The organism is Neisseria sp., assembly GCF_030523955.1.
Taxonomy (GTDB): domain Bacteria; phylum Pseudomonadota; class Gammaproteobacteria; order Burkholderiales; family Neisseriaceae; genus Neisseria.
The window spans coordinates 12,994-39,879 of sequence record NZ_JAUNHL010000017.1 but is presented as its reverse complement, the minus strand read 5'-3'; the positions used below and the strand labels follow the sequence as shown (position 1 = coordinate 39,879).

23 protein-coding genes are annotated in these 26,886 nt (G+C 55.5%); 15 read left to right on the top strand and 8 right to left on the bottom strand.

Features of this window, described 5'->3' with window-relative positions; genetic code table 11:
* The first annotated feature begins 6 nt into the window (after positions 1–6).
* The 3 genes from mltG (at position 7) to Q4C79_RS05245 (ending at position 3,978) form a co-directional block, all read left to right on the top strand.
* On the top strand, positions 7–1,008 hold the full coding sequence (gene mltG / locus Q4C79_RS05255) for an endolytic transglycosylase MltG (protein ID WP_368492209.1): 1,002 nt from the start codon (positions 7–9) through the stop codon (positions 1,006–1,008).
* Between the two features lie 172 nt (positions 1,009–1,180).
* Positions 1,181–2,434, top strand: a complete 1,254-nt coding sequence (locus Q4C79_RS05250) for a lipoprotein-releasing ABC transporter permease subunit (RefSeq protein WP_303089976.1) — start codon at positions 1,181–1,183, stop codon at positions 2,432–2,434.
* A 350-nt stretch (positions 2,435–2,784) separates the two neighbouring features.
* The gene (locus tag Q4C79_RS05245; protein WP_303089975.1) at positions 2,785–3,978 is read left to right on the top strand and encodes an amino acid aminotransferase; all 1,194 of its coding nucleotides are present in this window, start codon (positions 2,785–2,787) and stop codon (positions 3,976–3,978) included.
* Between the two features lie 67 nt (positions 3,979–4,045).
* On the opposite strand, the gene Q4C79_RS05240 is transcribed toward Q4C79_RS05245, so the two are convergent.
* The gene (locus tag Q4C79_RS05240) at positions 4,046–4,933 is read right to left on the bottom strand and encodes a LysR family transcriptional regulator ArgP (RefSeq protein ID WP_303089974.1); all 888 of its coding nucleotides are present in this window, start codon (positions 4,931–4,933) and stop codon (positions 4,046–4,048) included.
* Positions 4,934–5,057: 124 nt separating this feature from the next.
* On the opposite strand from Q4C79_RS05240, the gene Q4C79_RS05235 reads away from it, so the two are divergent.
* The 6 genes from Q4C79_RS05235 to Q4C79_RS05210 all read left to right on the top strand — a co-directional run bounded on the left by Q4C79_RS05235 (position 5,058) and on the right by Q4C79_RS05210 (position 10,034).
* The gene (locus Q4C79_RS05235; RefSeq protein ID WP_303089973.1) at positions 5,058–5,681 is read left to right on the top strand and encodes a LysE/ArgO family amino acid transporter; all 624 of its coding nucleotides are present in this window, start codon (positions 5,058–5,060) and stop codon (positions 5,679–5,681) included.
* Between the two features lie 175 nt (positions 5,682–5,856).
* Positions 5,857–6,486, top strand: a complete 630-nt coding sequence (gene purN / locus Q4C79_RS05230; protein ID WP_303089972.1) for a phosphoribosylglycinamide formyltransferase — start codon at positions 5,857–5,859, stop codon at positions 6,484–6,486.
* Between the two features lie 45 nt (positions 6,487–6,531).
* The gene (locus tag Q4C79_RS05225; protein ID WP_303089986.1) at positions 6,532–7,200 is read left to right on the top strand and encodes a DUF3108 domain-containing protein; all 669 of its coding nucleotides are present in this window, start codon (positions 6,532–6,534) and stop codon (positions 7,198–7,200) included.
* A 200-nt stretch (positions 7,201–7,400) separates the two neighbouring features.
* Positions 7,401–8,561, top strand: a complete 1,161-nt coding sequence (locus Q4C79_RS05220) for an FAD-dependent monooxygenase (RefSeq protein ID WP_303089971.1) — start codon at positions 7,401–7,403, stop codon at positions 8,559–8,561.
* A 600-nt stretch (positions 8,562–9,161) separates the two neighbouring features.
* Positions 9,162–9,716, top strand: a complete 555-nt coding sequence (locus Q4C79_RS05215; RefSeq protein ID WP_303089970.1) for a hemerythrin domain-containing protein — start codon at positions 9,162–9,164, stop codon at positions 9,714–9,716.
* Positions 9,717–9,899: 183 nt separating this feature from the next.
* Positions 9,900–10,034 carry a hypothetical protein gene (locus Q4C79_RS05210; protein ID WP_303089969.1) on the top strand — a complete coding sequence of 45 codons (135 nt, stop codon included), beginning with the start codon at positions 9,900–9,902 and terminating at the stop codon, positions 10,032–10,034.
* Between the two features lie 93 nt (positions 10,035–10,127).
* On the opposite strand, the gene Q4C79_RS05205 is transcribed toward Q4C79_RS05210, so the two are convergent.
* On the bottom strand, positions 10,128–10,787 hold the full coding sequence (locus Q4C79_RS05205; protein ID WP_303089968.1) for a TetR/AcrR family transcriptional regulator: 660 nt from the start codon (positions 10,785–10,787) through the stop codon (positions 10,128–10,130).
* Between the two features lie 213 nt (positions 10,788–11,000).
* On the opposite strand from Q4C79_RS05205, the gene Q4C79_RS05200 reads away from it, so the two are divergent.
* The 6 genes from Q4C79_RS05200 to Q4C79_RS05175 all read left to right on the top strand — a co-directional run bounded on the left by Q4C79_RS05200 (position 11,001) and on the right by Q4C79_RS05175 (position 19,184).
* Positions 11,001–12,050: an efflux RND transporter periplasmic adaptor subunit gene (locus Q4C79_RS05200; RefSeq protein ID WP_303089967.1), complete on the top strand. Its 1,050-nt coding sequence runs from the start codon at positions 11,001–11,003 to the stop codon at positions 12,048–12,050.
* Positions 12,050–13,810 (top strand): ATP-binding cassette domain-containing protein, encoded by a 1,761-nt coding sequence (locus Q4C79_RS05195; protein WP_303089966.1) that lies wholly within the window; start codon positions 12,050–12,052, stop codon positions 13,808–13,810. Before Q4C79_RS05200 ends, Q4C79_RS05195 begins: the two co-directional genes overlap by 1 nt.
* Before the next feature lie 443 nt (positions 13,811–14,253).
* A complete protein-coding gene (locus tag Q4C79_RS05190) occupies positions 14,254–15,378 on the top strand; it encodes an ABC transporter permease (RefSeq protein ID WP_303089965.1) in 1,125 nt (374 codons plus the stop codon).
* A gap of 6 nt (positions 15,379–15,384) precedes the next feature.
* Positions 15,385–16,509 carry an ABC transporter permease gene (locus tag Q4C79_RS05185; protein WP_303089964.1) on the top strand — a complete coding sequence of 375 codons (1,125 nt, stop codon included), beginning with the start codon at positions 15,385–15,387 and terminating at the stop codon, positions 16,507–16,509.
* 2 nt (positions 16,510–16,511) lie between these two features.
* Positions 16,512–17,996: an efflux transporter outer membrane subunit gene (locus Q4C79_RS05180; protein WP_303089963.1), complete on the top strand. Its 1,485-nt coding sequence runs from the start codon at positions 16,512–16,514 to the stop codon at positions 17,994–17,996.
* 288 nt (positions 17,997–18,284) lie between these two features.
* Positions 18,285–19,184 carry a pirin family protein gene (locus Q4C79_RS05175; RefSeq protein ID WP_303089962.1) on the top strand — a complete coding sequence of 300 codons (900 nt, stop codon included), beginning with the start codon at positions 18,285–18,287 and terminating at the stop codon, positions 19,182–19,184.
* 576 nt (positions 19,185–19,760) lie between these two features.
* Here the strand turns inward: Q4C79_RS05175 and Q4C79_RS05170 are convergent.
* The 6 genes from Q4C79_RS05170 to Q4C79_RS05145 form a co-directional block, all read right to left on the bottom strand.
* Entirely contained in the window at positions 19,761–20,342 is a 582-nt protein-coding gene (locus tag Q4C79_RS05170; RefSeq protein WP_303089961.1) for a hypothetical protein, read from the bottom strand.
* A 77-nt stretch (positions 20,343–20,419) separates the two neighbouring features.
* Positions 20,420–22,336 (bottom strand): ATP-binding cassette domain-containing protein, encoded by a 1,917-nt coding sequence (locus tag Q4C79_RS05165; RefSeq protein WP_303089960.1) that lies wholly within the window; start codon positions 22,334–22,336, stop codon positions 20,420–20,422.
* Positions 22,337–22,525: 189 nt separating this feature from the next.
* Complete coding sequence (locus tag Q4C79_RS05160; protein ID WP_303089959.1) at positions 22,526–23,497, bottom strand: phosphatidate cytidylyltransferase; 972 nt, start codon at positions 23,495–23,497, stop codon at positions 22,526–22,528.
* Complete coding sequence (locus Q4C79_RS05155) at positions 23,490–24,188, bottom strand: lysophospholipid acyltransferase family protein (protein ID WP_303089958.1); 699 nt, start codon at positions 24,186–24,188, stop codon at positions 23,490–23,492. Before Q4C79_RS05155 ends, Q4C79_RS05160 begins: the two co-directional genes overlap by 8 nt.
* On the bottom strand, positions 24,185–24,838 hold the full coding sequence (locus tag Q4C79_RS05150) for a CDP-alcohol phosphatidyltransferase family protein (protein ID WP_303089957.1): 654 nt from the start codon (positions 24,836–24,838) through the stop codon (positions 24,185–24,187). The genes Q4C79_RS05155 and Q4C79_RS05150 overlap by 4 nt, the downstream gene beginning before the upstream one ends.
* Before the next feature lie 363 nt (positions 24,839–25,201).
* Entirely contained in the window at positions 25,202–26,875 is a 1,674-nt protein-coding gene (locus Q4C79_RS05145) for an AMP-binding protein (RefSeq protein WP_303089956.1), read from the bottom strand.
* Positions 26,876–26,886: the final 11 nt, after the last annotated feature.

Below are 26,886 nucleotides of genomic sequence, written 5' to 3'. Positions count from 1 at the left end.
CCACACATGAAGTTGAAAAAACCGTTAATCCTAGCGGGCGGGCTCACGCTGCTCGCCCTCGGCGCTTGGTGCACCTTATTATTCGTACCGAAGAACAATGCCGAACCCTACCGCTTGCGCATCGAAAAAGGGCAAGGCATTGCTTCCGCCTCACGCGCGCTGGCCGATAAAGACATCATTCACAGCCGTTATGTGATGCTCGGTACCGCCTATGTTTTGGGTATACACGACAAACTGCGCAGCGGCAGCTACAAACTTCCGAAAACCGTTTCCACCTGGCAAATTCTGCAGCGCCTGAAAGATGGCCGCCCCGATACGATCACCATACGGATTATCGAAGGTATGCGTTTCTCACAAATGCGCAGCATCATCAACCAGTCGCCCGATCTCGTGCATGACACCTCAAAGCTAAGCGATGCCGAATTACTGGCCAAAGTGGCGCCCGACGGCGAAATCCGCCAACCGGAAGGACTGTTCGCGCCCGACAGCTATGAAGTCGATGCCGGCAGCAGCGATCTCAAACTGTACCAACTGGCCTACCAAACCATGCAGCGCAATCTGAAATCCGCTTGGGAAGAGCGCCAAAGCGGCCTGCCGTATAAAAATCCTTACGAATTGCTGATTATGGCCAGCATCGTCGAGAAAGAAACCGCACACAAAGACGATCGCGAGCATGTCGCCGCCGTATTTGTCAACCGCCTTAATATCGGCATGCGCCTGCAAACCGATCCCACCGTGATTTACGGCATGGGCGCTGCCTACAAAGGCAATATCCGCAAATCCGATTTGCAGCGCGACACGCCCTATAACACCTATACCCGCGCCGGCCTTCCGCCCACGCCGATTTCCCTGCCCGGTAAAGCCGCACTCGAAGCCGCCGCCCACCCGAGCAATGAAAAATACCTCTATTTCGTCTCCAAAATGGACGGTACCGGTAAGAGCAAGTTCAGCCACGATTTAAACGAACACAATGCTGCGGTGCGCGAATATATTTTGAAAAAGAAATAAATGACGAGTTCCGTGCAAATGCCTGTCTGAAAACTTTCAGACAGGCATTTTATGATTCGCCTTTGAAATAAATACACTCTATAAAAACGATTTAACCTGTTTTGCGATAGAATACGGGTTTTGTTTGCAAATGAATGATGCGACGGGCGCCATGCCTGTCTGAAAAGGAACAATGGCTTCATTAGAAACATGGATAGGTTTGCGCTATCTGCGTGCCAAAAAGCGCAACGGTTTTTTATCGTTCATCACCTTAATTTCGATTGCCGGCATCTCTTTGGGCGTGATGGCGCTGATTGCCGTATTAGCAGTGATGAGCGGTTTCCAAAAAGAAATCCGCACCCAATTGCTCAATGTCGCCCCGCATGCGGAGCTTGGCTATTATTCGCCCGACTACACCAAACCTTGGCAGGATTTGCGCAAAATCTACGCCGGCAACCCCGAAGTAGTGGCCGATGCACCTTATATTTCCGATTATGCGCTGCTGGCAAACGCCGGCGAAGTGCAAGGCGCACAAATCAACGGCATCGATCCGGTTCAAGAAAAAAAAGTGGTCGATTACTGGCAGAAAATGGCCGGCGGCAGCTTTGACGATCTGAAACCCGGCGAGTCCGGCATCATTTTGGGAGCGGAGCTGGCCAAACAACTGGATGCCAAAGTCGATGATACGATTACCGTAATCACCCCTTCGCGGGATACCAATCCGGAAAACGTCGAACCTCAGTTGCAGCAATTTCACGTAGCCGGCATTATCAAAACCGGTGTTTTCGAGGTAGACAAAGGCTTGGCGCTTATCCACCTTCAGGATGCCCAAGAATTATACCAAATGGGCAACCGGATCAGCGGCATCCGCCTGAAACTCGCCCATCCGCTGGAAGCCGCCGCTTTTACCGGCAGCCTGAATCTGCCCCGTGATCGCGACAACGCCGTGTGGGTGCGTGATTGGACCTTAAGCAGCAACTCCTTCTTCGCCACCGTCGAATTCCAGAAAAAAATGATGTTTGTCATCCTCACGCTGATTATCGCCGTGGCGGCTTTTAATCTGGTCTCCACCTTGGTGATGGCGGTTACCGACAAGCAGGCGGACATCGCTATCTTGCGTACCTTGGGCTTATCACCCGGCGGTGTGATGCGTGTGTTCATTGTGCAAGGCATGGTCGCCGGTTTCTTCGGCACCCTGTTCGGTGTGATTATCGGCGTTTTATTCGGCAACTATATCGGCACGGTGTTGGGCTTTTTCGAAAAAACATTCGACTTCAAGCTGATTAATTCGCAAATTTATTTCATCGACTATCTACCCAGTGACGTTAATCTGCCCGATGTGCTCACTGTAGCCGCCTTTTCGCTGTTTTTGTCGTTTGTTGCCACGCTTTACCCGAGCTGGCGCGCCGCCAAAACCCGCCCGGCCGAAGCCTTGCGTTACGAATAACAAACCACGCTTAGCCGTATGAAGATGCCTGTCTGAAAAACTTTCCGCGCGAAATCTTTTTCAGACAGGCATTGTGTTTAACCGGCAGCGCAAAAAATCGCGGCGGCATTCTGCAAAAACGGTTTTAATCGCGTAAAATCGTTACTGTTATGGTGGCTTAAACTCATGATACGACAAGGCGAGGCAACGCTGTACTATTGTGAATTTAAGCTACTATAGCGGATTAATTAATTTTCGATACAAGGCAGCAAGCCGCAGACAGTACAAGTAGTACGGCAAGGCGCAGCAACGACGTAGCGAAAGTTAAGTTAATCCGCTATATATTTCCCGCTTTTCTCAGGAGACTTCCCATGTTCCAACACGTCGAATTCTATCCCGGCGACCCGATACTGGGTCTCGTCGAAACCTTCAACAACGATAATCGCGCCGAAAAAGTGAATCTCGGCATCGGCATTTATTTTGATGACGAAGGCAAACTGCCGGTATTGGGCAGCGTGCGCGAGGCGGAAGTACGCCGTGCCGCCCAAGCGCTGCCGCGCCCCTATCTGCCGATGGAGGGCTTGGCGGCTTACCGCAGCGCGGTACAAAACCTGTTGTTCGGCCAAGACCATCCGGCGCTGGCCGAAAACCGCATCGCCACCATCCAAACACTGGGCGGCTCGGGCGCGCTGAAAGTGGGTGCCGATTTTCTGCGCCGCTGGTTTGCACAGGCCAAGGTTTATGTGAGCGACCCCACATGGGATAACCACCGCAGCATTTTCGAAGGCGCCGGTTTTGAAGTCGGCACTTATCCGTATTACGACCCCGAAACCGTGGGCGTGAAATTCGAAGAAATGCTCTCTTTTTTATTAGGCCTGCCTGAAAACAGCGTGGTGCTGCTGCATCCCTGCTGCCACAACCCCACCGGCGTGGATCTAACCCATGCCCAATGGGATGCCGTGTTGGAAGTGGTGCAAACCCGCAAGCTGATTCCCTTTATGGATATTGCCTACCAAGGTTTCGGCGAAGATTTGGATCACGACGCCTATGCCATTCGCAAAGCCGTGGCGATGGATTTGCCGCTGTTTGTCAGCAATTCATTTTCCAAAAACCTCTCGCTCTACGGCGAACGCGTCGGCGGCTTGAGCGTGGTCTGCTCGAATGCCGAAGAAGCGGCGCTGGTGTTCGGCCAACTCAAATTCACCGTACGCCGCATCTATTCCAGCCCGCCCGCGCACGGCGGCTTCATCACCGCCGAAGTGATGAACGATCCGCAATTGTTCGCCCGCTGGCAAAACGAAGTCGCCGAAATGCGCGACCGTATCCGCGCCATGCGCCAAAAATTGCACGCCGTTTTAAGCGCCAAATTGCCGCAGAAAAACTTCGATTATTTCATCAAACAACGCGGCATGTTCAGCTATACCGGCCTAACGCCCGAGCAAGTGCAGCGCCTGCAAGACGAATTCGCCGTTTATCTGGTTGCCTCCGGCCGCATGTGCGTGGCCGGCTTGAACGAAGCGAACATCGATTATGTGGCCAACGCTTTTGCCGAAGTATTGAAGTAAACCTTTAACACAAAACGATGCCTGTCTGAAAAAAGTTTTCAGACAGGCATTTTGATGTTTTAAAAAATCACGGCTGTTGCAACAAGCTTCTGGCAGCCGCCACCAATTTTTGGTTCAACGCCGCCAAGCGGGGCGAAGCCGCCGGCCAGCAATGCCAATACAGATTCTGCCGCATGCTTTTACCGGGGCACAAATCCACCATTTTCCCTTCCGCCAGCGAAGCGGCTCCCTGCCCGTCCGGAATCATGCCGTAGCCCAAGCCCAAGCGTGCGGCCTGATAAAACGGCGCGGAAGCCGGAATATAAACCGTAGGGCAACGCTCTGCATTGAGGCCGAAATAGAGACGCAGAAACTCTGTTTGCATATTGTCTTTACGGTCGAACACCAATAACGGCGCACGCTTCAAACTGCTTTTTTGAACACCGTCGGCGAAATAGCGTGCTACCAACGAAGGGGCGGCCATCAGGCGGTATTCGAGATAACCGAGCAGATGCACTTCGCAACCGGCCAGCGCCTGCGCACGGGTGCTCACCGCCGCCATCACCCGGCCTTCGTTCATCCATTTGTGGGTATGCTCTTCATTATCGGCCTGAATATCCGGCAACAGGTTTTCCGTTTCCGCCACTTTGGCCAACGCCGGCAGCAACCAGCTTTCCAACGAATCGTAGTTGGTGGCAATCGGCCAGATATAGGGGCGGCCGGCTTGTTCCAATTCGTTGCGCGTTTCACGCTCCAGCCATTCCAAACTGCGGATGTAGCGAAGCAACTTCTGCCCCTGCACCGTCGGCCGGCACGGGCGGGTACGGGTAACCAGCGGAAACCCGGTTTCCTCTTCCAAAGCGCGTATCCGCTGAGATACCGCCGAAGCGGTCAAACCCAGTTTTTCCGCCGCCTGCTCGAAACTGCCTTGCGAAGCCACCGCCGCCAAAGCATCCAATTGTTTGCTGTCCCACATGCCTGCCATGCCTGTCTGAAAAAAATTAAACTACCCTGAAATTTTTTTAAATTGCTCGCCCACCATCCGGGCTGCCGACATAATACGCAGCATTTTCCAACACTGCCAGCAAGAGTTGACTAATATGTATCCGTTTTTCTCCGGTTTCAGCCTGATGATGGCCTTGATTGTCGCCATCGGCGCACAAAATGCTTTCGTATTACGCCAAGGGCTGTTGCGCCAACATGTCGGTTTGGTGATTTTTCTCTGCTGGCTGTGCGACTGCCTGCTCAGCAGCGCAGGCGTGTTCGGTTTAAGCCGGCTGTTTGCCGACCATCCGAGCGCTTCCCGCTTTCTTGCCTTGGCCGGCGGCTTGTTCCTTTTGGCCTACGCTGCCAAAAGCGCCCGCCGCGCCTGGCTAGGCGGCGGCCATTTGGAAGCATCGCAACCCGATGCCCCCGGCATGAGCGCCGGCAAAGCGGCAGCCACCACTCTGGCGCTGACCTTGCTCAACCCGCACGTTTATATCGACACCGTGATGCTGATCGGTGGCGCCTCGGCCAATTTCGACCTTACCGGCAAATGGCAGTATCTAACCGGCGTAGTGCTGGCCTCCGGCCTGTGGTTTTCGCTGCTGGGCTACGGTGCCCGCCTGCTGCTGCCGCTGTTCAAACGCGAACAGGTATGGCAGTTGCTCGACAGCCTGATTGCACTGATGATGTTGTATCTGGCCGTTATGCTACTGTGCCAGGCTTGGTACGGCCAATAATAGAAAAACATGAATGGAAAAGGCGGTTACACCAAACCGTCTTTTCCTTTACAATCGTTCCCCTAACATACCTGATTATGCAGACCGCCTAAATTCCGGTTAAATCACGCTAAAGTGCTTGTTCGGCAAGATAGGCAGCCTTACCTTTATAACCAATCCGATTCGATCCGCCATCATGAAAAACATTGTTATCTTGATTTCCGGCCGCGGCAGCAATATGCAAGCCATCGTCAACGCCCAGATTCCGAACGCCCGCATCGCAGCCGTGCTCAGCAATAAAACCGATGCCGCAGGCCTTGCTTGGGCGGCCGAGCGCGGCATTGCCACAGAAGCGCTCAACCACAAAGATTTTGCCGACCGCCAATCTTTCGATAACGAAATGATTAAGCTGATCGATCGTTACCAGCCCGATTTGGTAGTATTGGCAGGCTTTATGCGCATTCTCACGCCCGAATTTTGCAAGCATTACGAAAGCCGTTTAATCAATATCCACCCCTCTCTGCTGCCGGCCTTTCCCGGCTTGCACACCCACGAGCGCGCGCTGGAAGCCGGCTGCCGCATCGCCGGTTGCACCATTCATTTTGTAACCGCCGAATTGGATTGCGGGCCGATTATTGCGCAAGGCGCCGTACCTGTACTCGAAGGCGACAGCGCCGATGATATCGCCGCGCGCGTATTAGAAGTCGAACACCAATTGTTTCCCCAAGCGGTTGCCGATTTTGTTAACGGCAAACTGCATATACAAGGCCACCGAGTGAACGGCAGCGGCAACACAGCTACCGCCAGCGCCCGACTCCTTGCCTGATTTTCTCCGCCAACAACCGGATAAGCCCTTTCAGAAAGGATAATGATGAAATCGATTCGCCCCCTGATGTTCGGCGCACTGGCCGCCGCCTCTTCCGGCCTTTATGCCGCCGAATTGCCGCAATCTGCCGAGTTGCAATATTCCGGCTCTTACGGCATTCCCGCCACCATGACCTTCACCCGCAGCGGCAACAACTACAAAATCGTTTCCAATATCAAAGTGCCGATCTACAACATCCGCTTCGAAAGCGGCGGTATCATCAACGGCAACACCCTCACCCCCAGCTACTATCGCGACGTGCGCGGCGGCAAAACCTATGTTGAAGCCAAATTCAGCGGCAACCGCGTTACCTACGGCAAGCCCGGCGAGCAAAAAACCGAAAGCGTAAGCGGTCCCATCCAAGACTTATTCACCCTGGCTTGGCAACTTGCAGCCAGCGACGGCAAACTTCCCGGCGGCCTGAAAATCACCAACGGCAAAAAATTGTACAATGCCGGCAGCTTAAGCAGCGCCGGTAGCGCCAAATACCGCATAGGCGGCGGCTCCACCACCATTAACAAATATCGCGTACAGCGCGGCGACAGCACTGTTAATTATTCATTTGCTCCAGCATTAGGCAACGTACCGGCGCAAATCAGTTATACCGACGACGGTAAAACTTATGACCTACAGCTGAAATCCATCAAAATCAACGGTAAAACGGTTAAACCTTAAATAGCTTTCCGTCACCCTACCTCGCAAAAGTAAATGCCTGTCTGAAAATACTTTCAGACAGGCATTTAAATATGCAATTCAAACCATTTCACACACCAACTGCACCCGCAGCAAAGATTTTATTGATTCCGAACGTATCGCCTGCCATACAAAATCCATTAAAATATAGCGGCACAACTTAATGACAGGCTCCGACCACCATGCATACCCCGCCCCTGCATACCCAAATCGCCGTTATCGGCGCCGGCCCCGTCGGCGTACTTGCCGCCTTGGCGCTGCAACGTCAAGGCAAACAGGTTTTGTTGATCGAGGCCCGACCGCAGCACACCGTTATCCGCGACAAGCGCACGCTGGCTTTATCCTTTAACAGCGTGGCCGCCTTTGCCGCAGCGGGCATCGAATTACCGCAAGATGAGAGCACGCCGATTATCGATGTGCATATTTCCCAACAAGGCTTGTTCGGCCGCACCCTTTTGCGCGCCGCCGATATGGGCGTGGCCGCACTCGGTCGCACGGTGGATTATGCGGTATTGATGCGCCAATGCGAAGCCGCGCTTATTGAACAGGAAACGCCCGTATTATGGGATACGCAAGTACGCCGGGTGCGCACCCTAAAACATTTCGCCGAACTCTCGCTGGAGCATAACGGCGAAAGCCACCAACTCACCGCAGACTGGGTAATCCTCGCCGAAGGCGGCCACCTGACCGACGGCCTGCCCGGCCTGCAACGGCACAGCTACGATTACCGTCAAAGTGCCTTGGTTACCACGCTCACCTTCGAACAAGCCGGCAACGGCACCGCTTACGAACGTTTTGCCGACGAAGGCCCGTTTGCCCTGTTGCCCTATCACGATGCCTGGCGCTTGGTCTGGACCCGCAGCCCCGAGGATGCAATCGCCCTCAAAGATATGCCCTTCGAAGCATTTGCCAGCCGTTTCGAAGCGGCTTTCGGAAGCCGTTTGGGGGCACTGCAATCGCGTGGCGAAGCAGCAGTTTTCCCCTTGCAACTCAAACAATTGAACAAAGTATACAGCGGCCGCGTTATCTGCATCGGCAATGCCGCTCAAACCATGCACCCTGTCGCCGCGCAAGGCTTGAATCTGGGCGTACGCGATGCCTTGGCCGTCTCCCGCCTGCTCGGCGAAGCACGCAACTTAAACCAACCCGACTTGGCCGTACACTACGCCGCCAGTCGCCGTTTGGATGCCCATGCTATCGTCGGCTTCACCCACAGCTTGGTCACCCTGTTCGACCATCCCGACCTCGTTCTCAAACTCGGCCGCAGCGGCGTGATGAGCCTGCTCGACAGCCTGCCTTCCGCACGTAAAAAATTTACCGAACAGCTGATTTTCGGTTTGTAAACCCGCGGTTTAAACGCACAAATCCCAAGTCGGCATCTGCTGAAAAAATTTATCATTACAATGATTTCAGACAGGCTGCATGCCTTAAAAATAAAACATAAATAATATAGCGGGTTTAATTATAGTAGATTTAAAATAAAACTCCGAGATTGGAGCGCGGACGTCCTCGTCCGCAAAATATCCAGAATCATACATAAAAAGCGGACGAAAACGTCCACGCTATATCGGACATTTTATTTGAATCGACTATACTTCGATACAAGACAGCAAGCCGCAGGCGGTACATAAATAAGTACGGAACCGATTCTGTGGCTGTTTTAGCGGCTGACAAAATCTTTCTCTTCAAACTAAAACGTCAGCAGAGCCGTAGAGAAAGTTAAGTGAATCCATATAACGGCGATGGGTATTTCAGAGGCCTTTTCTGCACTTAACAGTATAAAAAATGTTCGTACTTGTTAAATAATAATGTAACAATTATATTAAACGTATAAATCCGGTGCAATCGCAAGAAAAAATCTTCCATGCCGCACCGCCCGAACCTTCAAACATAAGCCATCTATTGCACGAAAGGTTTCAGAAAGGCCTGTCTGAAAAAATAATATGAGCAACACCGTATTCAAACCCACCCACATCAACAGCAAACTACAAAGCGGCTGGCTCTACCTGCACGAACAAATGCCGCCCGCCAAATGGTACGCCCTGCCCAGCTTCGGCTCCGCCACCTCCTGGCTCGGCATGCACCACAGCCTGCGCCGCGGGCAAGGCGAACTCGACCACCTCAACCGCGAATACCAAAACCACCGCCTCGAATGGTCGGACTACCGCACGCGCCTGCTTACCGCCGCCGAACTGCACTACGGCCACCTGCACGGCCACCACCGCGTCGAAGATGCGCACTACTTCCCCAAATTCCGCCGGCTCGAACCCAAGCTGGCGCAAGGCTTCGACGTGCTCGACAGCGACCACACGCACATCAACCGCCTGCTGCACGAAACCGAAGCCCTGCTCTTGCAGCTGAAAAACCGCCCCGAAGCCGATCCCGAGCTGGCGGAAAAACTGGCCGCATCGGTAGCAGAAGGCGGCCAATGGCTCTACCGCCATTTGGCCGACGAAGAAGATTTGGTGATCCCCGTTTTGGCGCTGCACAGCCTTTAACTAACTGTTTTTCGGGCTTTTTGTTTAATTTTCATTAAAAAAATCCCACCACCCGAATTCAGACAGGCACCCCTGCGGACAGCAGCCGCACCCAGTCTTCGAGCAGCATGTTGTCGAACAGGGCAACAGCACGATGCCGGCATCGTCGGAAACCATTTGGCCTGACCAGCGGCGGCGGTAGATGTGTTACGCGACTGCCAAACCGGTCCCGCCGGCATGTTGGCCGGCGAAATCGCTCCCGCAGCACGATGGATACGCAACCGCTTGAGTGCGTATTTGCAAGAAGCCGATTGGGACGAATCGGGATTATTCGTTTGAAATACCCATGATTGCTCCGGTAACCATGCACGGCCCGCTTGGATATACCTGAAGAAAATGCCTGTCTGAAAAAATTTTCAGACAGGCATTCTTTTATTTCTGCTCAGCAACAACACTCCCCGCCGCCATCAACCCGCCCATGATAAAACGCCAGATCTGTTCGGCGAGTTGTTCGCTGTTGCTGTGCTGCAATTCCTGCAACGGATGGCCGGGCGAGCCGCTGACGACCACCAAGGCTATAAACGGGGCGATGGTGCCGAGCAGCAGCGGTTTCAAATCCGGGCTGTCGGCGGGCAGGCCGGTGAGTTCGGACATCAGCCCGAAGGCCAAATCGACTTTGGGTTGCAGGTTTTCCTCCACTATCTGCGGCCACAGCGGGGACGGGTTGATGACTTCGCGCAGCCAAACGCGCATCGGCCAATGCTGGCGGTCGGTAACGTAGCCGGTAATCTGCCGGATGAGGATACGCAGTTTTTCGGCGGGCGGTAAGTCGCGGTCGAGCAGTTCGCGCAGCATGTCGATGCTGAACATGCGCTGGTGGAATTCTTTAAGCACGGCCAGATAGAGGCCGTCGCGGCTGCCGAAGTGGTAGTTGATGGCGGCCATATTCACTTGCGCGCGCTCGCAGATGGCTTTGCCGGTGGTGCGGTCGTAGCCTTGCTCGCCGAACAGGATGCCGGCGGCTTCGATGATGGCGGCGCGGGTTTGGTCGCCGTCGCTGCGTGCTTGGCGGGTGGTTGCGGTGATGTTCATGGTTGGGTTGTGCGGGGCGGTTAATCGGCGGTGTGACCGCGCTATTTTAACAAGCTTTCCCTGATTTCAGTCAAAAATTTAAATTCAAATTTAAATTTTCATTGTTTTAAATTTAAATTCAAATTACAATTTTAAAAATCGTGAAATACCGTTTCCAACCAAGGCGGAAATCTGCAAAGGGTTTCCGCCCATCCAATCGATAAAGGTTTTGCAATGAATATCAAAAAAACGGCTTTGGGCTTGGGCGTGCTGGCTTTGGTGGCGGCGGGCGTGTGGTTTGGCCGGCCGTATTGGCAGGCAGGCGATGCGGAAAATCATTTAACTTTGTACGGCAATGTCGATATCCGCCAGATTTCGCTCGCTTTCGAGGGCAGCGACCGCGTGGCGGAAATGCGCGTGTATGAAGGCGATCATGTGAAGGCCGGCCAAGTGTTGGCGGTGCTGGATTCGCAAAATAACAAACTGAAGCTGGCGCAGGCACAGGCGCAGGCCGAAGCCTTGAAGCAGAGTTTGGCGGCCTTGCGCAACGGCAACCGGCCGGAAGAAATCCGCCAGTCAGATGCCAACATGAAAGCGGCGCAGGCGCAGGCCGAGCAGGCGCAGTTGCAGTTGCGCCGTTTGCAGAACACGGCTGCCGACAGCGAGGGTGCGGTCAGCAAGCAGGATTTGGATGCCGCCCGGGCGCAATATAAAGAGGCGCAGGCGAGGCTGGAGGCCAGCCGCGAGAGTTTGCGGCTGATGCGCGTCGGCACGCGTAAAGAAGATGTCGCCCGCGCCGAGGCGCAGCTGAAGGCGGCACAGGCCGAAGCGGCGCTGTTGCAATACAACATCGACCAGTCGGAATTGAAAGCGCCGCAAAACGCAGTGGTGCGCGCGCGCCTGCTGGAGCCGGGCGATATGGCTTCGCCGCAGCGCCCCGCCTATACGCTGGCGCTGACCGAGCCGAAATGGGTGCGCGCTTATGTCAACGAGCCGCAGCTGGGCAAAATCCGCCCGGGCATGAAGGCGCAAGTGCGCACCGACAGCGCGCCGGACAAACCCATTGCCGGCCGCATCGGCTACATTTCGTCGGTGGCCGAATTTACGCCGAAAACCGTACAGACCACCGATTTGCGCACCGATCTGGTGTATGAAATCCGCGTACTGGTGGACGACCCGCAAGACAGTCTGCGCCCCGGCATGCCTGCCACGGTGGACATCGATTTGCAGCAGAGCGCCGGCAACAGGCCGTCTGAAAGCCGCGCCGCTTCGGGAGCGCATTGATGGACGCAGGCGCATGGGCGGTGCAGGCGCAAGGCATCAGCCGCAGCTTCTACACCAAAGAAACCAAGCAGACCACGCAGGCTTTGCGCGACATCAGCCTGACCGTGCCGCACGGCGCCGTAACCGCGCTGGTGGGGCCGGACGGCGCGGGCAAAACCACGTTTCTGCGTCTGATTGCCGGCCTGCTGCTGCCCGACAGCGGCAGCCTCACCGTGTTGGGAGTGGACGCCGCCGCTTCGCCGCAGGAAATCCAGAACCGCATCAGCTATATGCCGCAGAAGTTCGGCCTGTATGAAGATTTGAGCGTGCAGGAAAACCTCGACCTGTATGCCGACCTGCACGGCGTGCCGCAGGACGTGCGCCGCGAACGCTTTGCGCGCCTGCTGGAAATGACCGATCTGGCGCGTTTTACCGAACGGCCGGCCGGCAAACTTTCAGGCGGCATGAAGCAGAAACTCGGTTTGGCCTGCACGCTGGTGCGTTCGCCCGACCTGCTGCTGCTCGACGAGCCGACGGTGGGCGTCGACCCCCTATCGCGGCGCGAATTATGGGAAATCATCGCCCAACTGGTGGGTGAAGAATCGCTGTCGGTGGTGCTGGCCACCGCCTATATGGACGAAGCCGAACGCTGCGCCCAAGTGTATGTGATGCACGAAGGGCAGCTCTTGGCCGAAGGCACGCCGCAAAGCCTGCGCCGGCAGGCCGAAGGGCATTGTTTCAGCTACACGCCGCCGCCCGACGTGCCGCCGCGCACCGTTCAGGCAGCCTTGCTCGACAACACCGCCGAAGTCATCGACGCCGTGCCTCACGCCGGGCAGGTGCACTTTATCGTGCGCGGCACGCAGGTGCCGGCAAGCCTGGGGTTGGCGCCCGAACGCGTGACGCCGGTGGCGGCGGGCTTGGAAGACAGCTTTATGATGCTGTTGCGCGCACGGCAGGAAAACGATGCCGGCGCCGATGTGTCCGCCATCGAAAACAGCGGCGCACCGCTTGCCCGCGACGACGCCCCCGCGATTGCCATCCACGATTTGGTGCGCCGTTTCGGCGATTTCGTGGCGGTGGACCACACCACCTTCGACGTGGCGCACGGCGAAATTTTCGGCCTGCTCGGCCCCAACGGCGCGGGCAAAACCACCACTTTCCGCATGTTGTGCGGCCTGCTGCCCGCCAGCAGCGGCGAAGCCAGAGTGGCCGGGCTGGACATGCGCACCGCCGCCGCAGACGCACGCCGCCGCATCGGCTATGTGTCGCAGAAATTCGCGCTCTACGGCAATTTGAGCGTGCTGGAAAACCTGCATTTTTTCGGCCAGGCCTACGGCTTGCGCGGTAAACGCCTGCGCGAACGCAGCGAAACCGTGTTGCGCCAGCTCGACCTGCGCGGCTGGGAGCAAAAGCGGGCGGGCGAGCTGGCCGGCGGCCTGAAGCAGCGGCTGGCGATGGCGGTGGGCCTGCTGCACGAGCCGGAAATCCTGTTTCTCGACGAGCCGACCAGCGGCGCCGACCCGCTGGCGCGCCGCGCATTTTGGCGACGCATCACCGCGCTGGCGCAAAGCGGCACCACCATTGTGATCACCACCCACTTTATGGAAGAGGCCGAATACTGCGACCGCATGGTGATTCAGGACGCCGGTAAAATCCTCGCGCTGGGCACACCCGCCGAAGTGCGCCGTCAGGCCGGCGAAACCGATGCGCAGCGACTGGATATGGAGCAGGCATTTATCGGTATCGTTGAAAAAGCCCGTGCGGAGCGGAAACAGTAATGTTTCAGGCAGCCTGAAATGCCTGTCTGAAAAACAAACACAACATGATTCAGACGGCCTGAAAGGTGGGCGTTTTGATGCCGATAAGCTGTGTTTAACGTGTACGGAATTATGTTTTACCGCAAAAAACATAACTGAATTTCAGGCAGGCCCTCTCCCCGGCCCTCCCCCACGGGGGAGGGGGTGAGATTACAGGTGTGATTTAGAGATAACAGGCAGACCCAAACGGTTGTTTCAGCCTGTTAACGCAAACCCGACAGTGCGCCGTCCCCTCCCCTGCGGGGGAGGGTTAGGGAGAGGGCGGCAAGCCGCAAGGCTTGCATGGTTTGCTGAAACCGCAACAAGCTTTTCAGGCAGCCTGAAATGCCTGTCTGAAAAACCAAAGGCCGTCTGAAAAGATATCGAATGCCTGTCTGAAAAAACAAAACCACGGAAAGTTTCCCATGACACCGTTTATCTTCCACGGCATGGTGCGCCGTTTATCCGCGCTGATTAAAAAAGAATTCCGCCAGCTGGTGCGCGACAAAAGTAACCTGATGGTGGGCTTGGGTCTGCCGGCGGTGCTGATTCTGATTTTCGGCTACGGCATCACGCTGGACGTGAAAAACGTGCCGCTGGCGGTGGTGTCGCAAAGCCCGTCGGCCGTCAGCCAGCAGATGATCGAGGCGGTCGACGGCTCGCCGTATATCACCGTGAAGCAAGTCGCCTCGCAGCAGGCTGCGAAGGAACTGATCAGCAGCCATCAGGCGGGCGGTATGCTGTATATCCCGCCCGATTTCGCACCGCAGCTTTCGGCCGGCACGGCGAAGGTGCAGCTTTTGGTCAACGGCGGCGACCAGTCGCGCGCGCAGGCCTTGCTTGCTTATGTTAACGGTGCGGTCAACCTCTGGCTGCAAAAACAGGGGCTTGCCGGCGGCTCGGGCGGGGTAACGGTGGTCGACCGCATCTGGTTCAACGCCGCCAATTCGAGCACCTGGTATCTGGTACCCGGCCTGATTGTGCTGATTATGACTTTGGTGGGCGCGTTCCTCACCGCGCTGGTGATGGCACGCGAATGGGAGCGCGGCACGCTGGAATCGCTGTTCGTGACCCCCGTGCATCCGGTGGAAATCCTGCTGGCGAAAATCGTGCCTTATTTCTGCGTGGGCATGGTGGGGCTGGTGATGTGCCTCGCCGCGGCGCGCTTTCTGTTTCATGTGCCGGTACAGGGTTCGCTGTGGCTGGTGATGGGCAGCGGCATGCTGTATATGCTGGTGTCGCTGGCCTTGGGGCTGTTGATTTCGGCGGCCACCAAAAACCAGTTTGTCGCCAGCCAGGTGGCGCTGTTGGCCAGTTTTCTGCCGGCTATGATGCTGTCGGGCTTTATGTTCGACCTGCGCAACGTGCCCCGAGCCATCAACGTGGTTGGCCATATGCTGCCCGCCACTTATTTTATGGAACTGGTGAAAACGCTGTTTCTGGCGGGTGACCACTGGCCGACGATTATCAAAAACGGCACGGTATTGGCCGTTTATGCGGTGCTGCTGTTGGGTCTGGCGGTGCGCGTTACCCGCAAACGCCTGGATTAAGGAGCGATGATGCTGAAACGCCTGCGTGATTATTGGCGCCAGATTCTCAATCTGTGCCACAAAGAATTTCTGGTGATTTTCAAAGACCCGGCCAACCGCGCGATTCTGATTGCGCCGGCGCTGATGCAGGGGCTGCTGTTCGGCTACGGGGCGACCTACGATTTGAAAGACGTGCCTTATGCGGTGCTGGACCAAAGCCGCGCCGCGATGTCCACCCAACTGCTGGCCAAACTGGACGGCACCGGCTCGTTCCACCGCATCGCCAACCTGCAAAACCCGCAGCAGGGCGCGGAGCTGATTAACGACGGCAAGGCGCTGCTGGTGCTGCACATTCCCGCCGACTTCGAAAGCAGGCTCGCGGCGGGGCAAAGCGCGCCGGTGCAGGCGATTGTGGACGGGCGCAATTCCACCACCGCCGGCAATGCGCTGTCGCAGTTCGGCTCGGTGGTGGGCGAATTCAATGCCACGCTGCCCCATACCCAAGCGGCGCCGCTTACCGTGCAGAGCCGCGTGTGGTTCAACCCCAATCAGGAATCACGCTGGACGATTATGCCCGCGCTGATTGCCTCGCTGAGCATGATGCAGGTGATTATGCTGGCGGCGCTTTCGGTGGCGCGCGAACGTGAGCAGGGCACGTTCGACCAATTGTTGGTTACCCCCGCCACACCGGCGCAGATTATGCTCGGCAAGGCCGTGCCTTCGGTGGCGGTAGGACTGATGCAGTCCACCTTGGTTTTTCTGCTGATACGCTTCTGGTTCGGCGTGCCGTTCGCCGGCAACCTGCTCACGCTGTACGGCTGTCTGGCCGCCTTCAATATCGCCGTGGTGGGCGTGGGGCTGTCGATTTCCGCGCTGTCGCTCAATATGCAGCAGGCCATGCTCTACACCTTCGTGCTGATTATGCCGATGACGCTGCTTTCCGGTCTCGCCACGCCGGTGGAAAACATGCCCGATATTTTACAGACGGCCACCTATGCCAACCCGCTGCGCTTCGCCATCGACATGGTGCGCCGCATTTATCTGGAAGGTGCGTCGCTCGCCGACATCAGCCACAACTTCCTGCCGCTCTTCTGCATCGCCGTGCTGTCCATGCCGCTGGCCGCCTGGCTGTTCCGTAACCGTTTGAACTGAATATGCGAAAAACCATGAAACCGACTACCCGAATTGCCCGTTTGAATATCATCTGCACCGCCCTATTGCTTGGCGCGTGCGCCGTCGGCCCCGACTTCAAAGCCCCGAACGCCGCCACCGCCGTGCCGACCCAAGGCAGCAGCGCGCCCGCCTTAACCCGCACCCTAAACATCAGCAATCAAAGCCTGCCTGAAAAATGGTGGACGGTGTTCGGCGACGGCACCCTCAACGGCTTGCAGGAACAACTGCTCGCTGGCAGCCCCGACCTGCAAACCGCCGCCCTGCGCTTTGCCCAAAGCCGCGCCCGCCAAGGCATCACCGCCGCCCAAAGCGGGCCGCAGGTGGAAGCCAGCGCACAGGCCGGCCGCCGCCGCGTGAGCGAATACGGCAGCGAAACCCGTATGATTAACGCCCTAGGCAACGAATCGTTGACCAAATTGGTGAGCCAACCCTATTCGCTGTATCAGGCAGGTTTCGACGCCTCGTGGGAATTGGATTTGTGGGGGCGGGTACGCCGTCTGAACGAAGCCGCCGCCGCCGACAGCGCCGCGGCCGCCGCCACCGTACGCGACGTGCACTTGACCCTGTCGGCCGAGTTAGCCAAAGCCTATTTCCAACTGCGCCAAGTGCAGCAGCAGCAAAAACAAACCGCCGACCAAATCCGCCTAGCCGAAAGCCAAACCGGCCTGCTGCAAAGCCAATACCGCAACGGCCTGATTGATCAAGATAAAGTATTGTCCGCCCAAAACCGGCTGGCCGATTTGCGCGCCGCCCTGCCGCAATTGCAGGCGCAGGAAGGCAGCCTCATCAATCAAATCGGCATCTTGGTGAACACCGAACCCGGCAGCCTGAACCAACGGCTGGCCGCGCCCGCCGCCGATAACGCCGCACTGCCCGGCCTCACCCTCGGCATATCTTCCGAAATCCTGCGCCGCCGCGCCGACATCCGCGCCGCCGAAGCCAAGCTGCACGCCGCCACCGCCAACATCGGCGTGGCCGTGGCCGACCTCTACCCGCGCATCACCCTCAGCGCCGGCGCCGGCCTGCAAAGCGTGAGCGGCGGCAACTTCACCGACTGGGGAGCGCGCAACTGGCAGATCGGCCCCGTGCTCAGCCTGCCCGTGTTCAACCGCGCCAGCCTGCGCACCACCGTCGAATTGCGCAAACTCGAACAGCAGGAAGCCGCCATTGCCTACCAAAAAACCGTTTTGTCGGCCTGGCGGGAAGTGGACGACGCTTTGGCCGGCTACGCTTCCGAACAGCAGCAAAACCGCCAACTCAAAGCGCGCTACGCCCAGCAGCAACAAGCACTGCGCCACGCCCAGGCCCGGGCGCGCAACGGCTTAACCAACCAGCTGCCGGTGTTGCAGGCCGAACAAACCCTGCTGCAAACCGAAAGCGAGCTTACCGCCAGCACCACCCGCCTGCGCACCGGCCTGGTGTCGCTGTATAAAGCCGCCGGCGGCGGTGTTGCCGAAGCCGAATAAAACGCCATAGCACACTTGCCGTGAACAACCGATGCCTGTCTGAGAAGATATTATCCGGCTTAGAAAAACATAAAAAATATGTACAAACAAATGATTAGCAGAAAGCCGATTATTTCTGTCATAGGGCGCCACCTAATTTTCAGACAGGCATTTGCCTTCACCGAAATAGCCTGCCACCCATTTGCATCGTAAAACAATGATATATAAAGGGAGGCACCGGCGCCCATGCCTGTCTGAAAAAACTTGCTATAATCCGGCCTATACTTAATTTCCCGTTAGGAACCACAAATGACTACACACAAACTTACGGCCAACACCAAAGACGTAGGCGGCATTCCCGTAGCCCGCCTGTTGCCGCAAGGTGCCCGCCGCACCATCGGTGCCTGGTGTTTTCTCGACCATGCTGGCCCCGCCGAGTTTTCCGCCGACTCCCGCGGCCTGCAAGTCGGTTCGCACCCGCATACCAACCTGCAAACCTTTACTTGGATGCTGGAAGGCGAAGTATGGCATCAAGACAGCTTGGGCTTCCGCCAGCTTATCCGCCCCAAACAAGTCAATCTGATGACCGCCGGCACCGGCGATACCCGCGGCATCGCCCACACCGAACAAACGCCGGAAGGCATGAAAAGTCTGCACGCCGTACAATTGTGGATTGCACTGCCCACCCATAAAGAAATCGAGCCGAATTTCGAGCATTATCCCGAATTGCCCCAATGGAGCGAAAACGGCGCAGACTACGTGCTGACCACCGGCAGCTTCGCCGGCCGCACCGCCCCCACCACCCAATACAGCCCCTTGGTAGGCGTAGACATTCAATTCCAAAGCGCGAAAACCTTAGATATTCCGGCCAACCAAGGCTGGGAATACGGCGTTTTGGTGATTGCCGGCAGCGTTACCAGCGCCGACGGCATCCGAGCCGAAGCCGACGAATTGCTGTTTATCGAACAGCACGAAGGCAACTTCACCCTTAGCGCCGAAGCCGGCACCCATATTATGCTGCTGGGCGGCGAACCGCTGCCGCACCCAACTTTGATTTGGTGGAATTTCGTGGCCGACAGCCGCGACGCGCTCTGCCGCGCAGTAAGCGATTGGAATAATTTCAGCCCGCGTTTCGGCAAGGAAATCGATTTGAACGGCACCGGCCTCAAACGTTTAACCGCACCGGATGTGCCGGATGGCTTGAAATAAACGACAAAAAGCCGTTTGAAGTATGAACTTCAAACGGCTTTTTCTTTTTTATAGTCGATTCAAATAAAATATCCGGTAGAGCGCGGACGTTTTCGTCCGCTTTTTATGTATGATTCTGGATATTTTGCGGACAAGGAGTCCGCGCTCCAATCTCGGAGTTTTATTTTAAATCTACTATATAGTGGCTTAGGGTCTGTTGACACAACGCAACGGCGGTGTTTTTGGTCAAAAATCCCCATCTGCCGCGTTAGGTAGCGTAGCGGACTTGCGAAGCGAAAATGCTCGCAAGGTGTTCAAACCTTGCTGCGCTTTTGCCTTGCATACGCGGTTTTGTCTCAAAAAACCGCTTCGCTAGCTAATTGTCAACAGCCCCTGGGGCGTGTAGCCAGAAAGCTTTGCCCCGCCTTAGCCCAAAGGACCGATTTCGTAAGCCGTTGAAGCGGCAACAGAATCGGCTCCGTACTGTAGCGGATTCAATTCCATTTTGGATTGGAGAGACGTTTTTTACAAAGATAAATGCCTGTCTGAAAAGTATTTATGCTTTTCAGACAGGCATTTATCTTTGTCGCTCTTATTTTACAAACGTGCCAGTTCGCGCTGCAAGGCTTGAATATTTTGCTGACGGTCATGCACGCTGCCTTGTAAACCAGTTACGCGGTTCGCATCAACCGAACTGCCGTTTTTTACCGCACGGGCACGAATCAATTCGGCTTGTGCAGCTGCCAGCGCCAAACGCTCGTTTTTCAACTCCTGCTCCAGAATCATGCGTCGGCCGTTGCTGCCGCTGGGTTTGGCATTGGAAGGAACAGCAGCAGGTGCGGCTGTTGGTACTGCGGGAGTGGTATAGCTTGCCGGACGCACATTCTGTTTAGCCGGTGCAGCGGCATTTGCCACTGCACGGCGTACACTGTTGCCCTGGCTTTTAGAAGGACTGTTACTGCTGTCCGTTAACTGGACGCTACTGCGCACCCGCTCCACCGGCGCCGAGCTGTAACGGCCTATCGGCGGCAGATCGGCAGCGCCTCCGCTACGGCAACTGGCGCTGGGTTTGTCCGTATAAATCCCGTTGCATTCATAAATCTGACCGGCTGCGACCTGAGCAGACCATCCGAGCAGTAATGACGCAAAAATCAGTGAAAGTTGACTGAATTTCTTCATTTTTCCCTACTTATTATTGATTTGATTGAATTTGAGTACTGTTTTTAGCAGCTTGTGATTCGGCTGAATTTCGGCTTTTAGGATAAATTCTCCCCGATTTCCCGTAAAACGGTTTCCATTTCATCCTGCCACATCAACCAATTTTCTTCCAATTCGGATAATTTTACTTTGACCGCCGCCAACTCGCTAAGTGTTTGCTGTAATTTTACTTTATTTTCCTCGGAATAAGCTTCTTCCTGTGCCAAAAATGCTTCAAATTCGGATTGCCGAATGCCTAACTCGGCCATTTCTTTTTCAACTTTATCGATTTTCTGCTGTATCGGCTTCATGCGGCGGGCTTTTTCCTGCCGCATCTGCGCTTCCTGCCGTTTGGTGTCTTTGCGGCTTTGCGCCTGCGCGGAAGCGGCGGGCGCGGCGGCGGTGTTTTCCTGCGCCAGCCGCCACAGGCGGTAATCGTTCAAATCGCCGTCAAAAGGTTTCAGACGGCCTTTATCGATGAGCAGGAAGCTGTCGGTGGTGGCTTCCAGCAGGCTGCGGTCGTGCGACACCACAATCAGCGCGCCCTGAAAGCTCTGCAAGGCCAGCGTGAGGGCGTGGCGCATATCCAGATCGAGGTGGTTGGTCGGCTCGTCGAGCAGCAGCAGGTTGGGCTTCTGCCACACAATCATCGCCAGCGCCAGCCGCGCTTTTTCGCCGCCGGAAAAAGGCGCGATTTTTTGCAGGGCGGTATCGCCGGTAAAGTTGAAACCGCCGAGAAAGTTGCGGATTTCCTGCTCGCGCACCTCGGGCGAAAGCTGCTGGATGTGCCACAGCGGGCTTTGGTCTTCACGCAGGGTGTCGAGCTGGTGTTGGGCGAAATAGCCGATATTGAGTTTGTCGGACTTCACCATCTGCCCGCCCTGCAAAGCCAGTTCGCCCGCCAAGGCTTTGATGAAGGTGGATTTGCCGCTGCCGTTCACGCCCAACAAGCCGTAGCGCGCACCGCTTTCGAGCGAGAGGCTGATGCCGTGCAAAACGGTGGTGCCGCCGTAGCCCAAATCGGCTTGATCCAGCTTTAACAAGGGGTTGGGCAGGTGGGCGGGGCTTTCGAATTCGAAGCTGAATTCGCTGTCGAGATGTGCGGGGGCGATGCGCTCCAGCTTGGCCAAGGCTTTCATGCGGCTTTGCGCCTGCACGGCTTTGGTGGCTTTAGCTTTGAAGCGGTCGATAAACGATTGCAAGTGTTTGATGTGCGCCTGCTGTTTGGTATAGGCGGCCTGTTGTTGCGCCAAGCGTTGGGCGCGTTCGTTTTGGTAGAAATCGTAGTTGCCGCCGTAGAGCGTGAGTTTTTGGCCGGACAATTCAACCGTGTGGCTGGCGGCGGCATTGAGAAAATCGCGGTCGTGGGAAATGATAATCTGCGTGCACGGCAGGCTTGCCAAGTGGTTTTCGAGCCACAGCACGGTTTCCAAATCGAGGTGGTTGGTCGGCTCGTCGAGCAGCAGCAAATCGGCGCGGCACATCAGCGCCTGCGCGAGGTTCAGGCGCATCCGCCAGCCGCCGGAAAAGGCTTTGACGCTTTTGCCGTGTTCTTCCTGCGAAAAGCCCAAGCCGCTTAACAGTTTGGCGGCGCGTGCGGGCGCGGTATAGGCGTCGATTTCTTCCAGTTTGGCGTGGTATTCGGCGATGTTCATACCGTCGTTTTGCGCTTCGGCTTGCGCCAAGGCCGTCTGAAAAGCCTGCAATTCGGCATCGCCCTGCAACACATAATCGAGTGCGGAAATATCCAGCGCGGGCGTTTCTTGCGCCACCGCCGCCGTTTTCCAATGTTTGGGCACCAGCACGTCGCCGCCGTCCTGCGTGATTTCGCCTTTAATCAGGGCAAACAGGCTGGATTTGCCGGTGCCGTTTTTGCCGATCAGGCCGACGCGCCAGCTGGGGTTGACGGTGAGGTTGGCTTTGTCGAGCAGCACTTTCAGGCCGCGTTGCAGGGTGAGGTTTTTCAGTTCGATCATGGGGATGGCGCAGGTTAATGGGGAAAAGCAGTATTTTAACCGAAATGGCACGGAGCCGTTTGGAAACAATAAATGCCGCCGCTCTTTCAAATAGGTATCCATAATGAATCGTTTTGTGTTAAATGCAAACATTCTCATAAAACAATGCCTGTCTGAAAACTTTTCAGACAGGCATTTCATTTGTAGCTTTTATCCGTGCCAAAAATAACGCACGATATGAAAAAACACCGGTGCGGCAAAGCAGATGGAATCCACCCTATCCAGCATACCGCCGTGGCCTTGTATCATTTGTCCCCAGTCTTTTACGCCGTAGTCGCGTTTGATGGCCGACATCACCAACCCGCCGAAAAAGCCCATCAGGCAGATGATGAGGCCGATTATCGCAGCTTCGCCGGTAGAGAACGGAGTAATCGGTGCCATTAATGCGGCCAGTCCTGTTGCCGAAGCAATCCCGCCGACGGTGCCGGAAACGGTTTTCGAGGGCGACAGGCTGGGCATAATTTTGGGCCCGCCCACCAATTTGCCCCACACATATTGCAACACATCACTGGCTTGTACCACGCCTATCATAAAAATCAACAGCAAAATGTTATTTGCATTATCGAATCCGTCCAGATTCAGAAACAGCAGTGCCGGTACGTGCGACAGGCAGAAAATGCAAACCATCGCCATCCATTGCGTTTTGGCGGTACGTTCGAGAAAAGCGGAAGTGTCGCCGCTCATACTGGCGATAATCGGCAGCACTAAAAAGCCGTATACCGGAATAAAAATGGAAAACATGCCGTACCATTGGTCGAGTACAAAATAATATTGCACCGGCAACAGTACATAAAAGCACATCACCATGCTGTTGTAATCACTGCGCCGGTTGTATACCAAGCTCATGAATTCGCGCAACGCAGCAAAAGAAATCAGGAAAAATAAAATGGTGGTACCGATACGACCGAGCCAGAAGGCAAACAGCAGCACTAAACTCATCAACCACCAAGCGTAAATGCGGCTGTTCAAATTGCTGATGGTTTCATTGTTGGCACCGTGGCGGCGTTTGAGCAACTGGCCGATTACGCTGGCCAGTAACAATACCGCAAAAACGGCACTAAAAATCGTGGCGATTTGCGGCGGCTGGCTGGCGGCATCCAGTACTGCGTGCGAATTATTCATGACGCTCTCCCCCTTCTTTTAATGCAGGCGCCGGTGCCGACGGGCGCGGATCATGCGGTGCCAGCGCCAGCAAGGCATTGCGGCTGCGTTCCAAAAAAGCTTCTTTGCCCTCGCCTTCCTGAAGGCGCAACGCCTCGCCGATGCGTACATCGCACAGCAAGGGTACCGGCAAGACCTTGCCTTTGGGCAGCACACGGTTGATATTGTGTATCCACATCGGTACAAACTCGGTATCCGGCCGGCTGGCGGCCAAATGGTAAATGCCGGTTTTAAACGGCAGCAATTGCGTTTGATCGTCGGTATTGCGGGTGCCTTCCGGAAAAATAATCAGCGAATCGCCCGCTTCCAGCGCTTCGCGCATCTGGTCGGTAATCGCGCGTGGATTGTCGCTGTTACGCGGAATCAATAAGGCATTGAATACCTGCTGGATAATGAAACGCTTGAAACGGCCGGTCAGCCAATAGTCCGCACCGGCCACCGGTCGGGTATGGATGCGCCAGCGGCGCGGCAGCGAAATCCATACCAACACAAAATCGCCGTGGCTGCCGTGGTTGGCGTAATACACTTTTTGCCGGGTATCAAATGAAAGAGCAGCCGCCCGCTTGGGCCGCACGCCGGTGATAAAGGAAACGAATAGACACAATGCTTGGTCGACTAACCAAGCCAGATGTTTTTTGACACGCGCTTTCATTCGGCGGCCTCCTGCGGAGCAATGGCTGCACGGCGGTGCAGTTCGCGGTAGATATCGCGGCTGCGCAGCCAGCAAGTCGCCGCACTACCGACGGCAATCAGGCAGGCGGCAACCTGCAAAGTATAAACACTCTGATGGGCTGCTGCTTCCCAAGCACCCAGCAGGCAGGCGGCGGTAAGCACCGCCATCCGGTGTTGTTTGGCCATCGGCCCGCGAAAGCTTTGTACCAAACCCAAACTTCCGCCGAAAATGCGGACATAAGCGGTCAAGGCGGCCAACAAAGCACAGAGCCAGCCGAGCCAGCCCAAACCTGCACCATAACCCAAGGCCACCAGCAGAAGGCTGTCGGCCACACGGTCGGGAAATTCGTTGAAAAGTTCGCCGCCGGGCGTTTTCATGCCGCCCTCCACCGCTACCATGCCGTCAAACAAATTGCACAACAGCCGCAACTGCACGCACAACGCCGCCGCAACCAATGCAGCCGGATAAGCGCTCAAACATAAACAAAGCGCCCCGATTGCTGCAAACACGATGCTTAACAGCGAAATTTGGTTGGGCGTTAAGATTTTTTTCACCGCCAGCCAATGCGCAAAACGCTGACTCAAACGGTTTTGCCGCGCCGCAATCGGCCGGCGGTTTTCCGAACTCATCGCATTCCCCTTCTATTCGGATAAATGAATTTAATCTTATAGTTTTAACGGTTAATTGCCAAGACGGCATGAGACCTTTGCAAAAATACTTTAAAGCCGTCTGAAATGCTTAAATCCCGTCATTCCCGCGCAGGCGGGAATCCAGATGGAAATATTGAAGCATTGATTAAACAAATACTTGGATGCCAAGCGTCTGGATTCCCGCCTGCGCGGGAATGACGGAGTTCAGATTTTTTAGATAGCAATTTGAATTTTGCAAAGGTCTCGGCATAACTTTTATTGATGATTAAAGAAGCAAAATGCCTGTCTGAAAACCTTTTTTTGTTTTTCAGACAGGCATTTTCGACTATCCAATATTTTTATTTATTTCTTTTGCACCGAATCGCGCAGTTCGCGGCGCAGGATTTTACCCACATTGGATTTCGGCAACTCGTCGCGGAACTCGATATCGCGCGGTACTTTATAGCCGGTTAACTGGGTTCGGCAGTAGTCGATCAATTCTTCGGCGGTCAGGCTCGGGTCTTTACGCACCACAAACAGCTTGAGCGCTTCGCCGGTTTTTTCGCTGCTAATGCCGATGCAGGCGGTTTCCATTACTTTCGGGTGGGCGGCCACCACATCTTCGATTTCATTGGGATAGACGTTAAAGCCGGAAACCACAATCAAATCTTTTTTGCGGTCCACCAGTTTGAACCAGCCTTTTTCATCCATAACCGCAATGTCGCCGGTGGCTAGAAAGCCGCGGCTGTCGATAACTTTGGCCGTTTCGTCCGGCCGCTGCCAATAGCCCTGCATCACCTGCGGGCCGCGTATCCACATCTCGCCCGGCTGCCCTTGCGGCACTTCGCTGCCCTCGGCATCGCGCAATTCAACTTCGGTAGACGGTACCGGCAGGCCGATGCTGCCGGTATAGGCGGGAATATTCAAAGGATTGCAGCACACGCCGGGGCTGGCTTCGGTTAAACCGTAGGCTTCGACAATCGGCGTGCCGGTAACTGTTTTCCATTTTTCCGCAACCGCGCGTTGGGTAGCCATGCCGCCGCCCAAGGTCAGCTTCAGTTTGGAAAAATCGACTTCGGCAAAAGCCGCTTGGTTAACCAGGCCGTTAAACAGCGTGTTGACACCGATAAACACGCTGATACGGTTTTTCTTCATGTCGCCGATAAAGCCGTTCATGTCGCGCGGGTTGGTAATCAGCAAAATGCGCGAGCCGGCTTGGGTGAAAATCATCAGATTTACGGTTAAAGCGAAAATATGGTAAAGCGGCAGTGCGGCGATAACGGTTTCCTCGCCGGGTTTCAACAGGTTTTTAATCCACTCGGCAGCCTGCTGCATATTGGCGCAGATATTGCCGTGGCTGAGTATCGCGCCTTTGGCCACGCCGGTGGTGCCGCCGGTGTATTGCAGGAAAGCGGTGTCGTCCAAATCGATCGATACGGGTTGGAAGGTGTGTGCAGCACCTGCTTTTAATGCCTGTCTGAAAGGAATAAAACCGCTAATTTGATGTTGCGGCACCATTTTTTTCACTTTGCGAATCACAAAATTCATCAAAGCGCCTTTGAATAAGCCGAACATATCGCCGACGCTGGCAATAATCACGTTTTTAATTTGAGTGCGCGGCAGCACCAATTCCAATGTATTGGCAAAGTTTTCCAGCACGATAATGGTGGTGGCGCCGCTGTCGTTGAGCTGGTGTTCGAGTTCGCGCGGGGTATAGAGCGGATTGGTATTGACTACCACCAAACCGGCTTTGAGTGCGCCGAATAAGGCAATCGGATATTGCAGCACGTTGGGCATCATGATGGCTACCCGCTCGCCGCGCGGTAATTTCAATTCATTTTGCAGATAAGCGGCAAAATCGGTCACCAATTTTCCGGTTTCGGTGTAGCTTAAGGTTTTATCCATGTTTTGGAAGGCGGGTTTGCTGCCGAACTTTTCCACGCTCTGTTCGAACACGTCTACAATCGAGTGGAAACGCTTCTCATCGATTTCTGCTTCTACACCTGCTTCGTAACTTTGGAGCCAGATTTTTTCCATAATGTTTCCTG

Coding starts and splice junctions, on each gene's coding strand:
- mltG (WP_368492209.1), top strand. CDS start 7: ATGAAGTTGAAAAAACCGTTAATCCTAGCGGGCGGGCTCACGCTGCTC.
- Q4C79_RS05250 (WP_303089976.1), top strand. CDS start 1,181: ATGGCTTCATTAGAAACATGGATAGGTTTGCGCTATCTGCGTGCCAAA.
- Q4C79_RS05245 (WP_303089975.1), top strand. CDS start 2,785: ATGTTCCAACACGTCGAATTCTATCCCGGCGACCCGATACTGGGTCTC.
- Q4C79_RS05240 (WP_303089974.1), bottom strand. CDS start 4,933: ATGTGGGACAGCAAACAATTGGATGCTTTGGCGGCGGTGGCTTCGCAA.
- Q4C79_RS05235 (WP_303089973.1), top strand. CDS start 5,058: ATGTATCCGTTTTTCTCCGGTTTCAGCCTGATGATGGCCTTGATTGTC.
- purN (WP_303089972.1), top strand. CDS start 5,857: ATGAAAAACATTGTTATCTTGATTTCCGGCCGCGGCAGCAATATGCAA.
- Q4C79_RS05225 (WP_303089986.1), top strand. CDS start 6,532: ATGAAATCGATTCGCCCCCTGATGTTCGGCGCACTGGCCGCCGCCTCT.
- Q4C79_RS05220 (WP_303089971.1), top strand. CDS start 7,401: ATGCATACCCCGCCCCTGCATACCCAAATCGCCGTTATCGGCGCCGGC.
- Q4C79_RS05215 (WP_303089970.1), top strand. CDS start 9,162: ATGAGCAACACCGTATTCAAACCCACCCACATCAACAGCAAACTACAA.
- Q4C79_RS05205 (WP_303089968.1), bottom strand. CDS start 10,787: ATGAACATCACCGCAACCACCCGCCAAGCACGCAGCGACGGCGACCAA.
- Q4C79_RS05200 (WP_303089967.1), top strand. CDS start 11,001: ATGAATATCAAAAAAACGGCTTTGGGCTTGGGCGTGCTGGCTTTGGTG.
- Q4C79_RS05195 (WP_303089966.1), top strand. CDS start 12,050: ATGGACGCAGGCGCATGGGCGGTGCAGGCGCAAGGCATCAGCCGCAGC.
- Q4C79_RS05190 (WP_303089965.1), top strand. CDS start 14,254: ATGACACCGTTTATCTTCCACGGCATGGTGCGCCGTTTATCCGCGCTG.
- Q4C79_RS05185 (WP_303089964.1), top strand. CDS start 15,385: ATGATGCTGAAACGCCTGCGTGATTATTGGCGCCAGATTCTCAATCTG.
- Q4C79_RS05180 (WP_303089963.1), top strand. CDS start 16,512: ATGCGAAAAACCATGAAACCGACTACCCGAATTGCCCGTTTGAATATC.
- Q4C79_RS05175 (WP_303089962.1), top strand. CDS start 18,285: ATGACTACACACAAACTTACGGCCAACACCAAAGACGTAGGCGGCATT.
- Q4C79_RS05170 (WP_303089961.1), bottom strand. CDS start 20,342: ATGAAGAAATTCAGTCAACTTTCACTGATTTTTGCGTCATTACTGCTC.
- Q4C79_RS05165 (WP_303089960.1), bottom strand. CDS start 22,336: ATGATCGAACTGAAAAACCTCACCCTGCAACGCGGCCTGAAAGTGCTG.
- Q4C79_RS05160 (WP_303089959.1), bottom strand. CDS start 23,497: ATGAATAATTCGCACGCAGTACTGGATGCCGCCAGCCAGCCGCCGCAA.
- Q4C79_RS05155 (WP_303089958.1), bottom strand. CDS start 24,188: ATGAAAGCGCGTGTCAAAAAACATCTGGCTTGGTTAGTCGACCAAGCA.
- Q4C79_RS05150 (WP_303089957.1), bottom strand. CDS start 24,838: ATGAGTTCGGAAAACCGCCGGCCGATTGCGGCGCGGCAAAACCGTTTG.
- Q4C79_RS05145 (WP_303089956.1), bottom strand. CDS start 26,875: ATGGAAAAAATCTGGCTCCAAAGTTACGAAGCAGGTGTAGAAGCAGAA.